Genomic DNA, 12,905 nt, shown 5'->3' with positions numbered 1-12,905 from the left:
GGCGGAACGAGGGCACCTCACCCGAGGCGGAAGTTCGACTCGTCCGTCTTCGTCTCGAGCGCCGCGATCAGCGGCGCGTGCAGACCGCGCTTGATGCCCGCCAGGTTGGCGCCCCGGGTGCCGGTCAGGGCGGCGGCCCGCTCGACGGCGGCGGCCAGCACGGTGTCGCCGTCGACGGCGCGATCGACGATGCCCGCCGCGAGGGCGTCACCACCGCCGAACCGGCGGCCGGTCGTGGTCGCCTCGACCGCGGCCTGGATCGGCAGCCGCTCGCGCAGCAGTGCGGACATCCCCACGGTGAACGGCATGTTCAGCGACACCTCGGGCAGGCACCAGAAGCCGCGGTCGGCCCGCATCACGCGGAAGTCGTGGGTCAGCGCGAGCATCGCACCGGCACCGAACGCATGGCCCTGCACCGCCGCGACGGTGGCCGCGGGGAAGGTGAGGATCCGCCCGTACAACTCGTGGACGGAATCGAGGTAACCCGGCAGCCCGGGGAGGTTCCCGAAGATCCAGTCGGTGTCGAGGCCGTTGCTCCAGAACTTCCCGGTGGCCGCGGTGACGAGCGCCGCGGGGCCGTCGTGCGCGACGACCTCGTCGAGCAGCGCGTGGACGGCGGAGAGCCAGTCGGGGTGGAAGCGGTTCTCGGTGTCGCCGCCGGAGCGGTCGCCGAGGTGGAGGACGAAGACGTCGCCGTCGCGTTCGAGGTATGGCATGCGGAGAGGATAGCGCCAGAACCTACCGGTGAGTAACAACACGGTTGGCGCTAGGGTCGACCGACATGGGAGCACCCGACGCCATCGCCGACCCCCCTGCCGAGGCCGCCCGCGCCGCCGCGGCACTCGCCGAGCGCACCGGCGTGCCCGAGCACTCCGTCGCGGTGGTGCTCGGCTCCGGCTGGCGCGCCGCGGTGGAGCGCTTCGGCACGGCGGTCGCCGACGTTCCGATGAGCGAACTGCCGGGATTCGCCCCGCCCACCGCCGAAGGACATTCGGGCACCGTGCATTCGGTGCGGGTCGGCGAGACCCCGGTGCTGCTCCTCGCGGGCCGCACCCACGCCTACGAAGGGCACGACCTGAGCCGCGTCGTGCATCCGGTGCGCACCGCCGTCGCCGCCGGCGCGCGCACCGTCGTGCTCACCAACGCCGCCGGCGGCATCCGGCCCGATCACGCGGTCGGTCAGCCGGTCCTGATCTCGGACCACCTCAACCTCACCGGACGCTCGCCGCTCGTCGGCGCCCAGTTCGTCGACCTCGTCGACGCCTACTGCCCGAGGTTGCGCGCCCTCGCCCGCGAGATCGACCCCACCCTCGGCGAGGGCGTGTACGCCGGCCTGCCCGGCCCGCACTACGAGACCCCCGCCGAGATCCGCATGTTGCGCACACTCGGCGCGGACCTGGTGGGCATGTCCACCGTCCACGAGACCATCGCCGCGCGTGCCGCCGGCGCCCGGGTCCTCGGCATCTCCCTGGTCACCAACGCCGCGGCGGGGATCACCGGCGAGCACCTCGACCACCACGAGGTCCTTGCGGCGGGACGGGCCGCCGCCACCCGCATGGGCGACCTGCTGCGTGAGCTGGCGGGCCGGCTGTGACCCTGCGCTTCGGCACCGCCGGGCTGCGCGGCCCCGTCGGCGACGGCCCGGACTGCATGAACGAGGACGTGGTCGTCCGCACCACCGCGGGCCTGGCCCGCTGGCTCGACGCGCGCGGCTCCGGCGGCGGCACCGTGGTCGTCGGCCGCGACGCGCGCACCGGATCGGCCGAGTTCTTCGCCGCCGCCACAGAGGTTCTCGCGGCCGCCGGTTTCGACGTCGTGGCGTTGCCGCGCCCGCTCCCGACCCCGGTGACGGCGTACGCCGTGCGGACGCTCGACGCGGTCGCGGGTGTGCAGATCACCGCGTCGCACAACCCGGCCACGGACAACGGCTACAAGGTCTACACCCGCGGCGGCGCACAACTGGTCGAGCCGGACGACCGGGAGATCGAGGCGGCGATCGACGCCGTCGGCGACGCGTCGTCGGTGCCGCGCGTCACCGTCGCACCCGCGGGGGACGAACTGGTGGCACGGTATCTCGCGCGCGTCGCGTCGCTGCCGCGCTCCGCGGCGCGGGAACTCCGCGTCGCGCTGACGCCGCTGCACGGCGTCGGCGGGGAGACCGCGGTGGCAGCCCTGCGCGCGGCCGGCTTCGGCGACGTGCACGTCGTCGACGCACAGTTCGCGCCCGACCCGCGCTTTCCCACCGTCGAGTTCCCCAACCCGGAGGAGCCGGGGTCCGCCGACGCCCTGCTCGCGCTCGCTGCCGAGGTCGGCGCCGACATCGCCGTCGCCCTCGATCCCGATGCCGACCGGTGTGCCGTGGGCGTCCCCACGCCCGACGGCTGGCGGATGCTGCGTGGCGACGAGACCGGGGTGCTGCTGGGCGACCGGATTCTCGCGGGGGCCCCGCGCGGTGCACTGGTGGCGACGACGATCGTCTCCTCGTCCCTGCTCGGCAAGCTCGCCGCCGCGCGGGGCGCCCGCTACGCGCAGACCCTCACGGGCTTCAAGTGGCTCGCCCGCGCGGGCGACGGGCTGGTGTACGCGTACGAAGAGGCCCTCGGACACTGCGTCGACCCGGATGCGGTGCGCGACAAGGACGGCATCGCCACGGCGATCGTCGTCGCGGACTACGCCGCGGAGCTGAAGACCCGGCGGCGCACGCTCGTCGACGCTCTCGACGCTCTGTACCGCGAATTCGGGCTGCATCTCGGCGATCAGGTCTCGATCCGGGTGACCGACCTCGCGCGGATCGGGGCGATCATGAGCCGGCTGCGGTCCGCGCTGCCGGCCGAACTCGCCGGGGAGCCGGTCACGGCCACCGACCTCGCGACGGCGGCCGGCCCGCTGCGCACGGACGCGGTGGTACTCGAGGGGGCGTCGGTGCGGGTCGTGGTGCGGCCCTCGGGCACCGAGCCGAAGCTCAAGTGCTATCTCGAGGCGGTCGCCCCGGACGGTGACCGCGGCGGCGCGACGGCGCGCCTACGGGCGTTGCGCGCGTGGGCATCCGCGCTGAGCGACGGGTAACCACGCACGTCGGTGCCGGCGGTGCCCGCGTGTCGCGGTCACAGCCGGCACCGGAGCGACGACGATTCTCAAAGGCGGTGCGGCACCCCGTATGTGATGACGGTGTCGTTGTTCGAGGTGACAGCCCTGGCGTACGGGCGGATCGTGACCGGGCCGAGCGCTCCCGAGACCGAGCCGTGGACTCCCGCGAGCCGGACGGTCGCCGCCCTGCCGTCGAACTCCATGTCCTGGACGAATGCCACGTCGGTGATGCCGCCGGGCGCAAGATCGACCTCGATCTCCTGGGAGGGGATGATCGAACCGCCGATCGTCGCGCCGGTGCTCGCGTCGAGCCCGAGCGCGAACTCGGGGGCGAGCTCGACGCCGATGCCGAACTCGTTGCCAACCTCCCAGTCGAGGCTGGGGGTGTTGATGTGCACGATGGCACCGTTGAGGGCGACGGGATAGCCGATCTGGTATCCGATGGTCAGTTTGGTGTCCTGGAAGGAATCCGCGTCCGGCCCGGTGATGTTGACCGATACGACCTCGTCGTGGAAGAACTCGAAGCTGACGGGCGAGCTGTCGAGCGGCGGATAGGACTGGATCGACGTGTCGGCCTGGAGCACTTCGATGGCGTTGTTGTTGCCGAGGGGCAGCGTCCGGGCATTGTCGACAGCGGCTCCGGCACTGCCGGACCCCACCACCATGCCCAGCACTGCGGCCGCACCGAGTGCGGTGGCCCGGGCGCACTGTCGAAACCTGTTGCCGGAGAAGGTGTTGATCATCGAGCGGACCTCATTTTCGTGGACGGTCGAGGGCAGTGGACGAACCAACCGATCTCGGCGAGCGTAACCACAGAAGCCCCGTCCGGAAGGCGAGTTGATCATCTTCGCCGAAACGAGACGGAATCGGCCGGACACACCGCCGCTCCGGACCGGACCCCCTCACGTCCGGCACCGCGACCGGAACCTCTTCCTGTCCTGCGGTTTCGCGGGTTCCGGGCCGGATGCCGGCGAGGCGCGCAATGCCGCGGAGCGGGCCCGCGCCAGATCCCAAAAGAAACTCTATTGTAATCCTGTCACACAAAAGACAAAGAGGACATACAGGACTATCTCGGCGGCGATGCGGATCGCCGGTGCGGCGCAAGCGGATCCGCGAGCCGCCTCAGCGAGGTCCGAACTGGCGGTCGCCGGCGTCCCCGAGTCCCGGGACGATGTACCTGTCCTCGTTGAGTCCCTCGTCGATCGTCGCGGTCACCAACCGGACCGGATGACCGGAGTCGGCGAGCGCCGCCACCCCCTCCGGGGCCGCGACCACGCACACCGCGGTGACGTCGGTTGCTCCGCGCGTGACCAGCAGCTCGATCGTGTGGACCATGGAGCCGCCGGTGGCGAGCATCGGGTCGAGCACGTAGACCGGCAGGCCGGACAGGTCGTCCGGGAGCGACTCGAGGTACGGCACCGGCTCGAACGTCTTCTCGTCCCGGGCCAACCCCACGAAGCCCACGCGCGCCTGCGGGATCAGCGCGTGCGCCTGCTCCACCATGCCGAGCCCCGCGCGCAGCACCGGCACCAGCAGCGGGGGCTGCTGCAGGCGCACACCGGTCGTGCTCGCGACGGGCGTGCGCACCTCGAACCGCTCCACCGGGGCGTCCCGGATCGCCTCGTAGATCAGCATCTGGGTCAGCCGGCGCAGCGCGTACCGGAAGGCGGCGTTGTCGCTGCGCTCGTCACGCAGGGTCGTGAGGAGAGCGGCGGCGAGCGGATGGTCGACGACGAGCGAATCCATGCCGGAAGGATAGAACGCGGCCACCGTGTGCCTGCCGCCGAGTGGGGCCGCGGACCACCCGCCCTCGGGCGGCGATCGACGGTCCGTGCCTGCCGGGTTCCCCGTCGCGGTTCTCCGTCTCGGCCCGAAGCCCGCCGCAGGTGTGCCATCGTGACAGTCGGGCGTGCGGGGAGACGGGACGGGTGCGCATGTGGGAATTCGTCGACGAGCGGAAGGCACAGATCGCCTTCAGCGCCTACCAGCACGTGAGCCTGGTCGTGCAGGCCGTCCTCCTCGCCACGATCGTCGCCGTCGTGATCGCGGTCATCGTCACGCGCGTCCCGCGGCTCGAACCGGTGGCGAACGCGCTCAGCGCCATCGGTCTGACGATCCCGTCGTTCGCCCTGCTCGGCATCCTGATCCCGCTCGTCGGAATCGGCGTCACCCCGGCGTTCATCGCCGTGGCGTTCTACGCGGCGCTGCCCGTGCTGCGCAATGCGGTCGTCGGCCTGCAGGGCGTCGACCGGGCGCTCGTCGAGTCGGCGCGAGGCCTCGGCATGGGCGAGGTCGGCACGCTCACCCGCGTACGGCTCCCCCTGGCCTGGCCGGTCATCCTCGCCGGGGTGCGGGTCTCCACCCAGATGTCCATGGGGGTCGCCGCCATCGCCGCCTACGTCCTCGGCCCCGGCCTGGGCTCGTTCATCTTCACGGGCCTGTCCCAGATCGGTGGCGCCAACGCCCTGAATTCCGCGCTCGTGGGCACGGTGGGCGTGGTCGTGCTCGCCCTCGCTCTCGACGCACTGCTCCTCGCGATCGGCAAGGTCACCGTCTCGAAGGGAATCCGAGCCCGATGAACACGCCAGCACATTCCGCCGGGGGCATCAGCGGCACCGACATCGACCTGGTCGACGTGGTGAAGACCTTCCCCGCTCAGGCCCGGCCCGCCGTCGACGGACTGAGCCTGCACATCCCGGCGGGCGAGATCGTGATGTTCGTCGGTCCGTCCGGTTGCGGCAAGACCACGTCGCTGAAGATGATCAACCGGCTCGTCGAACCCACCTCCGGCACCATCCTGATCGGGGGTGAGGACGTCCGTTCCGCGGACGTCGACGACCTGCGCCGGCGGATCGGGTACGTGATCCAGGGCGGCAGCCTCTTCCCGCACATGACGGTCGCCCAGAACATCTCGATCGTGCCCCGGCTGCTGGGCTGGGACAAGCGACGGACCGCGGACCGGGTCGTGGAGCTGCTCGAACTGGTCAACCTGGATCCCGGCAAGTACTGCGACCGGTACCCGCGGGAGCTCTCCGGCGGCCAGCAGCAGCGGGTCGGCGTCGCGCGGGGCCTGGCCGCCGACCCGCCCGTGGTGCTGATGGACGAGCCGTTCGGGGCGGTCGATCCGATCACCCGGCACCGGCTGCAGGACGAGCTGCTGCGCATCCACGAGGAACTGCGCAAGACGATCGTGTGCGTCACCCACGACATCGACGAGGCCGTGAAGCTGGGCAACCGCATCCTGATCATGGAGGAGGGCGCGCACGTCGCCCAGTACGACACCCCCGAGGTGATCCTCTCGGCACCGGCGAACCGGTTCGTCGAGAAGTTCGTCGGCGCCGGGTCCACCCTCAAGCAGCTGTCCCTCAGCCGGGTCGACGACCTCGACCTCGTCGACGGCACCACCGCCACCGTGGGAAGCCCCGCCGCCGAGGCTGTCTCCCGCGCCGCGGCGAACGACGACGACACCGTCGTGGTCCTCGACCAGCGACGGCGGCCGGTGGCGTGGCTGTGGGTGCACGAGCTCGAGGGCGCCGAGTCCGTCCCGGCCGGCGAACCGCAAGGCGTGATCACGCTCGATCGGCACGCCACGTTGAACGATGCGCTCGACGCGATGCTCACCTCGGCGCACGGGGCCGCGATCGTGACCGGCCGGCACGACGAATTCCTCGGATTGGTGAACTTCGAGTCCGTCACCAACCGGATCCGCCCCACCGGTCCACGCTCGGCGGGGCCCGGCGCCGACGACACCGGGAGCCGCATATGAGCCTCGACGCCGAGCCGGCCGCGCCGTCGCGCGCCGCGGGAACCGGGACACGCTCGCGCGACGCCGGCGCGGGGCGTGAGAACACGGGGCTGCTCGTCGTCATCCCCGTCCTGGTGGCGGTGGTGTTCGCCGCGTGGGCACTGTGGCGGGGCAACGCCGACCTCGACTCGATCGAGGCCCGGCAACTCGACTGGACCACGATCACGACCCTGCTCTGGCAACACGTCGGGCTCACCGTGGTCTCGGCGATCCTCGTCGTGGCGGTGGCCGTCCCGCTCGGCATCGCCCTGACCCGGCCGAGGTCACGCGCACTCGCACCCGTGGCGGTGGGGATCGCCAACGCGGGCCAGGCGGCCCCGGCCATCGGCCTGATCGTGTTGCTCGCGATCTGGCTCGGCTTCGGATTCGGAACGGCGGTCGTCGCCCTGACCCTGTACGCCGTCCTTCCGGTGCTGCGGAACACGATCACCGGGATCGAGGGCATCGACCCCACGCTCGTCGAGGCCGGCCGCGGAATCGGCATGTCCGGCGCCGGGGTGCTGCTGCGCGTCGAACTGCCGCTCGCCGTACCGGTGATCATGACCGGCGTGCGCACCGCCCTCGTCCTGCTCGTGGGCACCGCCACCTTGGCCACGTTCATCAACGCCGGCGGCCTCGGTTCCCTCATCGTCACCGGCATCACCCTCTTCCGGTATCCGGTGCTCGTCAGCGGGGCCCTGCTCGTGGCGCTGCTCGCCCTGCTCATCGACTGGGCGGGCCGGGTCCTCGAACTCACGGTGCAACCGAAGGGGCTGCGCCGGTGACCCGGATCCTGCTGCCCCGCATCGTCGGATCCCTGCTCGTCGCGGCGACCCTGACCGCCTGCGGACTCGGAACCGCCGGCGGCTTCGTCCCCACCGGCGAGCTCGCCGGTCCCCTGCAGTCCGTCCAACGGCTCGACGGGGCGAGCGTCGCGGTCGGGTCGAAGAACTTCTCGGAAGGAGTCCTGCTCGGGAAGATGGCGGTGATCCTCCTGCGCTCGGCCGGTGCGGACGTCACGGATCTGACCAACATCCCCGGCAGCGCCAGTTCCCGCCAGGCGCAGCTCGAGGGACAGGTCGACCTCCAGTGGGAGTACACCGGAACGGCCTGGATCGCCTACCTCGGACACGAGGAGGCCATCCCGGACGAGCAGGCCCAGTACCAGGCCGTGCGCGACGAGGACCTGCGCGAGAACGATCTGGCGTGGCTGCCGCCCGCCCCCATGAACAACACCTACGGCTTCGCGGCCACCAGCCGCAACGCCCAGCGCCTCGGCGTGGACTCCCTCTCCGACATCGCGAACATCCCGGTCGCCGAACGCACCTTCTGCGTGGAATCCGAGTTCGCCAACCGCAACGACGGCCTGCAGCCGATGCTCGAGACGTACGGGATCCCCCTCGGCTCCGGGGTCCCGCGGGAGAACATCAAGACCCTGGACACCGGGGCGATCTACGAGGCGACGGCCCGGGGCGAATGCAACTTCGGGGAGGTGTTCACCACGGACGGACGGATCGAGGCGCTCGATCTCGCGGTGCTCGAGGACGACCGCACGTTCTTCCCCATCTACAACGTGGCCGTCGTCGTCCGCGAGGAGACCCTCACCGAGAATCCGCAGATCGCCGACCTGTTCGCACCCGTCACCCGGGAGCTGACCGACGAGACCCTCATCGAGCTGAACGGGCAGATCGACGTCGACGGCCGGGAGCCGGCCGAGGTGGCCTACGACTGGCTCGTGGAGAAGGGCTTCATCGAGTAGGACGGGGTGTGCGTGATGGCCGAACGCGCCGAGGCCGCGCCGCGCCTCACCGGCCGGATCCTCCTGACCGTTCTCGGTCCCGCGATCGCCTACGCGATCGCGGCCGTCGACCCGCTGATGCTGACCCTCAATCTGTCCACCGTGGGCCGCGGTCTCGACGTTCCCGCCGACCGGATCGGGATGCTCGCCGCCGCCTCCACCCTCATGGTGGCCGCATCCGTCCTCGCGGTCGGGACTCTCGGCGACCGGTTCGGGCTCGCGCGCATGCTCGTGTGGGCCCTCGTCGCCAACATCGCCGTCGGGTTGCTGTCGTCGCTGGCGCCGAACTATCCGGTGCTGCTGCTGATGCGCTTCCTGGACGGCCTGGCGCTGACCGCGCTGCTGGGACTGTCGCTGGCGCTCGTCACCGCCTCCGTTCCGGCCGAACTGCGGTCGACGGCTCTCGGCGTCCTCATGGCCGTCGACACGGTCCTGTACGGCATCACTCCGGCGGTCGGCGGGTGGGTCGTGGAGACGTTCGGCTGGCGATCGCTGTTCCTCGTCACCCCGCCGCTTGCGCTGATCGCGCTGACACTGATCGTCCGGTTCGTCGACGAACCACCGCGCCGGGCCGCGGGCGGAGTCGACGTCCTCGGTGTGAGTCTGTTCGGGGTGGCGCTGCTCGGCCTGGTGGCGGGGATCGGAGCGGTGCCCGACGGGCTCACCGAACCGCGCGCCTGGGTGCCCCTGAGCGTCAGCGTCGCCGCCGCCGCGACGTTCGTGTGGCACGAACGCAGGACGCCGGAGCCGGCCCTGAACCTGTCGCTGTTCGGGCGCCGCGCCTTCGTCCTCGCGGTGCTCGCGGTCCTGACCGTGAACCTGCTCGCGGCCGGTCTGGGAACAGTGCTCGGCCAGCTCGGCGACTACGTGCTGGGCATGTCCTCGCAGGCCGTCGGACTGCTGTACCTTCCCGGCACGCTCGTGATCGCCGCGGCGAGCGTGCTGGCCGGCCGGATGATCGCCGCGCACACCGCGCGCCCGGTGCTGGTGACCGGACTGTTGGTCATCGTGCTGAGCGGCCTCGTGACGGCGGCGACGGTCGCCCCGACGATGACGGTCGCGGCGCTCGTCGTGGCGACGTGGACCAGCAATCTGGGCGGATTCGTGGCCGGAACCGCGACCGCCGACACGATCCTCTCGCAGGCCGAGACCGGCAACACCGGGTCGATCGCCGCCGTCCAGCCGGCGTTCGGAATGATGGGCTACGCCCTCGGCCCGACCGTCTACATCCTGCTGCTCGACGCGTTCTACCGGCGAGAAGTGCTCGAGGACGCCGAAACTCGCGGCATCTCGGTCCAGGAGGCGGAGCAGGCCGAGCACGCCGTCACGATGACGATGTCCCACAGCGGCGGCCCCACCGGGTACGACCCCAACCTGGTGCAGCTCGCCCACGGGCTGACCCTCGGCGTCGACTTCACCGAGGGCGTCGCGACCACCATGCTGATCGTCTCGGCGCTGCCGCTCGTCGTCGCGGTGCTGGTCTTCTTCCTCATGCCGCGACGACCCGACGGCGCCGGCGCGCGCACGCCGTGACGGCCGATCCGCCACTGCCGTGCGCGGATTCGTGCGCCCGGTTCCGGGGCCGGTGCTCCTCGCGGCCGGCCCCGACGGTTGCGGTGTCCCTCCGGAACGGGTTCAGTGCACCAGCTTCAGCCCGATCACGCCCCCGACGATCATGCCCAGGAACACGACTTTCGACGCCGACACCGCCTCCTCGCCCGTGGCCATCGCGAACGCCACGGTGAGCACCGCACCGATCCCCACCCACACCGCGTAGGACGTCCCCACCGGCAGCCGGCGCATGGCATACGCCAGTCCCGCCATGCTCGCGACCAACGCCGCGACGAACACCACCGACGGGCCGAGCCGGCTGAGTCCCCGGGACCGATCCAACGCGGTGGCCCACACCGCCTCCAGCACCCCGGACACCACCAGAACCAACCACGACATCACAGCCTCCGACGGGCCGTCTTGTCGCACACCGGGTACGGCGCCCCTCGTCCGGGAGCCCGGTGAGGCAGGCTCGCGTCCACGGTCCCACACCCCGTGACGGGGAACAAGTTCGCCCTCTGCGTGGCGGGACAGCGGGACGCGCTCGCCCGTGGCGTCCGTACCGCGGGGCCGCAGGGAACCGGGCCGCCGCCCGCTGCGTCCAAGCGGTGGAAGGACGATCCGTTTCCACGGAGGGGAGCAGGCCGAATGGACGCAGGCACCGGCAACGGCAACCACGAGGTGGTACGCGCCCGGCCCGGGACGATCGCGGCGTTCGGGCACACCGCCGCGGCCCTGGGCGAGCGGCTGCACGACGCCGCCGCCGACGCACGCGCGGCCGATCCGGCACCGCTCGGGACGGTGTTCGGCCCGGTCGGCGCCGAGTTCCTCGCCGCGTTCGCGGCCACCCACCGCGGCCACGGAGCGGAACTGACCCGTCTCGGTGACACCTTCGACGCCATGGGCGCCATCGCGGGTGCCACCGCGGCCGCCTACGAACGCGTCGTCGCCGCCCAGGCGGCACGGCTGAACGCCGCCGGGGCCCCGCGGTGACCGCGGCGCCGGGGGCGGATCTGCTCACCGCTCCCCTGGCCGAGCTGTTGTCGGCGTTCGGCGCCGGAGCGGTCGGCACCGACCCGGCCGCCGTGCTGCGGTCGTGCGCCGAACTGGTCGACGGCGTGCACTCGGTGGGCCGGGCTGCGCTGGGCGAACTCGCGTGGGACTGGGCGGGGGCCGCGGCGGAGACGGCCGTGCGCAGCGGCGAGCGGGCGCTCGCCGACCTCGTCGCCGCCGCCGACCGCGGGACGGCCATCGCCGACGTCGCGGCGGACGCGACCACGACCGTCCTGACCGGTGCAGCCGAAATCGCCCGGCTGATCGAATCGTTCACGACGCTGGCCGAGCGCTCCGCTCCCCTGGCGGCGCTACCGCAGGGGCAGATGATGTTGCTGGTCGCGGCGATCGAGCACATCGCGGCCGGGCTCGACGTGCTTACCCGGGTCACCTCGTCGCTCGCCGAGCAGACGACCAGGATGGCGGAGCTGATGCCCTCGGAGCCCGCACCGGCAGCACCGACGGCCGGCGATCCGGCCGCCTCACCGGCCGGCGAGCTGCGGGCCTTCGGCGGCAACGGCACCGAGGTGCGGCTGCCCGACGGCAGCGTTGCCGTGGCACCCAATCGGGCGGCGGCCGAGGCGGTGCGTCACGCGCTCTCCCAGCAGGGCACGCCCTACGTGTGGGGTGGCACCGCACCGGGGCAGGGCCTCGACTGCAGCGGCCTGACCCAGTGGGCGTACGGGCAGGCCGGGGTGCAGATTCCGCGCCTTGCGCAGGAGCAGGACGTCGGCACCCCCGTCGAGGCGAGCGCGGTGCAGCCCGGCGACCTCGCGGTGTGGGACGGGCACGTCGCGATGATCGTCGGAAACGGCCTCATGGTCGAGGCCGGCGACCCGGTGCAGCTGTCGCCGATCCGGACCACGAACAGCGGGATGGGGTTCCAGGGCTTCTTCCGTCCCACCGGCCCCACCGGCTAGGCCGGGAACCGAGGGGCGCGGCGTCGCGTCCAACCGGGTATGGACACCGCGGAGACGACCATCACGACGGCGACCGCCCGGAACCGGTCCGGCACCGTCTCGGTGCGCACCACCGAACAGGGCCTGCCCGTCGACCTGCACATCGATCAGAGCGAACTACGTTACGGGGCAGCACAACTGGCCGAACAGATCGTGTCGCTGTGCCGTCGCGCGACACTCGAGGCCGCCGCGCTGCACCGAGAGGAGCTGGCGGGCAGGGGAATGCCGGAGGGACTGCTGAACCGGCTGGGACTGCCCACCCACGACGACGTGCAGCGCGCACGCCGCGACGACGCGCGGACGGCCGGCTCTCCGTCGGCGACCGGGTGGTGAGCGCGATGTCGGCGAGCGATCAGCGGATCACGGAGATCGTGGACGGTGTGCGCACGCGGCTCGGGGCCCTGCAGGATTGCGTGGCCGCACTCGGCGTGGTGTCGGGCGCCGCGACGAGCCCGGACGGCCTCGTGCGGGCCGAGGTGGACGGCAACGGCGCCCTGACCCGGCTGTGGCTCGACGAGGCGCTGAGCGGGCTCCACGCGCGCGACGTGGCGGCATCGATCCTGGCCACGACGCACGAGGCGGCACGGGCCGCCGCCGCCGAACGAGCTCGTCTGCTCGGGGAACTTCGCGGTGCACTCGGGTGACGGTCGTCTCATCGGCGCCCAGCTATGTC

General features: G+C 72.0%; 15 protein-coding genes and 1 riboswitch. Of the genes, 11 read left to right on the top strand and 4 right to left on the bottom strand.

All coding sequences use genetic code 11. The features are described from left to right. Positions 1–17: 17 nt before the first annotated feature. Complete coding sequence (locus A4U64_RS07165) at positions 18–716, bottom strand: enoyl-CoA hydratase/isomerase family protein (RefSeq protein WP_006939639.1); 699 nt, start codon at positions 714–716, stop codon at positions 18–20. 65 nt (positions 717–781) lie between these two features. Between A4U64_RS07165 and A4U64_RS07160 the strand changes: the two genes are divergently transcribed. Together A4U64_RS07160 and A4U64_RS07155 are read left to right on the top strand one after the other, a co-directional pair. Continuing rightward, positions 782–1,594 carry a purine-nucleoside phosphorylase gene (locus tag A4U64_RS07160; RefSeq protein ID WP_006939640.1) on the top strand — a complete coding sequence of 271 codons (813 nt, stop codon included), beginning with the start codon at positions 782–784 and terminating at the stop codon, positions 1,592–1,594. Beyond that, on the top strand, positions 1,591–3,066 hold the full coding sequence (locus tag A4U64_RS07155; RefSeq protein ID WP_006939645.1) for a phospho-sugar mutase: 1,476 nt from the start codon (positions 1,591–1,593) through the stop codon (positions 3,064–3,066). The genes A4U64_RS07160 and A4U64_RS07155 overlap by 4 nt, the downstream gene beginning before the upstream one ends. 68 nt (positions 3,067–3,134) lie before the next feature. Here A4U64_RS07155 and A4U64_RS07150 read toward each other — a convergent pair whose 3' ends face one another. Next, the gene (locus A4U64_RS07150; protein ID WP_006939646.1) at positions 3,135–3,830 is read right to left on the bottom strand and encodes an MspA family porin; all 696 of its coding nucleotides are present in this window, start codon (positions 3,828–3,830) and stop codon (positions 3,135–3,137) included. Positions 3,831–4,209: 379 nt separating this feature from the next. After that, the gene (gene upp, locus A4U64_RS07145; protein ID WP_065922373.1) at positions 4,210–4,833 is read right to left on the bottom strand and encodes a uracil phosphoribosyltransferase; all 624 of its coding nucleotides are present in this window, start codon (positions 4,831–4,833) and stop codon (positions 4,210–4,212) included. Between the two features lie 188 nt (positions 4,834–5,021). Here upp and A4U64_RS07140 point away from each other — a divergent pair, with 188 nt between their 5' ends. From A4U64_RS07140 to A4U64_RS07120, 5 genes are read left to right on the top strand one after another with little or no spacing between them, the layout of a single operon-like run. Continuing rightward, the gene (locus A4U64_RS07140; RefSeq protein WP_029544703.1) at positions 5,022–5,666 is read left to right on the top strand and encodes an ABC transporter permease; all 645 of its coding nucleotides are present in this window, start codon (positions 5,022–5,024) and stop codon (positions 5,664–5,666) included. Continuing rightward, entirely contained in the window at positions 5,663–6,853 is a 1,191-nt protein-coding gene (locus tag A4U64_RS07135) for an ABC transporter ATP-binding protein (protein ID WP_065922372.1), read from the top strand. The genes A4U64_RS07140 and A4U64_RS07135 overlap by 4 nt, the downstream gene beginning before the upstream one ends. Beyond that, complete coding sequence (locus A4U64_RS07130; RefSeq protein WP_043801414.1) at positions 6,850–7,656, top strand: ABC transporter permease; 807 nt, start codon at positions 6,850–6,852, stop codon at positions 7,654–7,656. The genes A4U64_RS07135 and A4U64_RS07130 overlap by 4 nt, the downstream gene beginning before the upstream one ends. Then, on the top strand, positions 7,653–8,630 hold the full coding sequence (locus A4U64_RS07125) for a glycine betaine ABC transporter substrate-binding protein (protein ID WP_006939655.1): 978 nt from the start codon (positions 7,653–7,655) through the stop codon (positions 8,628–8,630). Before A4U64_RS07130 ends, A4U64_RS07125 begins: the two co-directional genes overlap by 4 nt. Positions 8,631–8,645: 15 nt before the next feature. Continuing rightward, positions 8,646–10,202 (top strand): MFS transporter, encoded by a 1,557-nt coding sequence (locus A4U64_RS07120; RefSeq protein WP_044476116.1) that lies wholly within the window; start codon positions 8,646–8,648, stop codon positions 10,200–10,202. A gap of 102 nt (positions 10,203–10,304) precedes the next feature. Here A4U64_RS07120 and A4U64_RS07115 read toward each other — a convergent pair whose 3' ends face one another. After that, complete coding sequence (locus tag A4U64_RS07115; RefSeq protein ID WP_006939659.1) at positions 10,305–10,619, bottom strand: DMT family transporter; 315 nt, start codon at positions 10,617–10,619, stop codon at positions 10,305–10,307. Between the two features lie 10 nt (positions 10,620–10,629). Continuing rightward, positions 10,630–10,697, bottom strand: a riboswitch (guanidine-III (ykkC-III) riboswitch). 171 nt (positions 10,698–10,868) lie between these two features. Between A4U64_RS07115 and A4U64_RS07110 the strand changes: the two genes are divergently transcribed. The 4 genes from A4U64_RS07110 to A4U64_RS07095 are packed head-to-tail and all read left to right on the top strand — an operon-like array spanning position 10,869 to position 12,876. Then, positions 10,869–11,213, top strand: a complete 345-nt coding sequence (locus A4U64_RS07110) for a hypothetical protein (RefSeq protein WP_065922371.1) — start codon at positions 10,869–10,871, stop codon at positions 11,211–11,213. Next, complete coding sequence (locus A4U64_RS07105) at positions 11,210–12,193, top strand: C40 family peptidase (protein WP_006939668.1); 984 nt, start codon at positions 11,210–11,212, stop codon at positions 12,191–12,193. Before A4U64_RS07110 ends, A4U64_RS07105 begins: the two co-directional genes overlap by 4 nt. A 39-nt stretch (positions 12,194–12,232) precedes the next feature. After that, the gene (locus A4U64_RS07100; RefSeq protein ID WP_050035492.1) at positions 12,233–12,565 is read left to right on the top strand and encodes a hypothetical protein; all 333 of its coding nucleotides are present in this window, start codon (positions 12,233–12,235) and stop codon (positions 12,563–12,565) included. Between the two features lie 5 nt (positions 12,566–12,570). Next, a complete protein-coding gene (locus A4U64_RS07095) occupies positions 12,571–12,876 on the top strand; it encodes a YbaB/EbfC family nucleoid-associated protein (RefSeq protein WP_006939673.1) in 306 nt (101 codons plus the stop codon). Positions 12,877–12,905: the final 29 nt, after the last annotated feature.

The organism is Rhodococcus sp. WB1 (assembly GCF_001700945.1).
In the GTDB taxonomy this organism is placed as follows: Bacteria; Actinomycetota; Actinomycetes; order Mycobacteriales; family Mycobacteriaceae; genus Rhodococcus; species Rhodococcus aetherivorans.
This window is presented reverse-complemented; position numbering and strand designations above follow the sequence as displayed.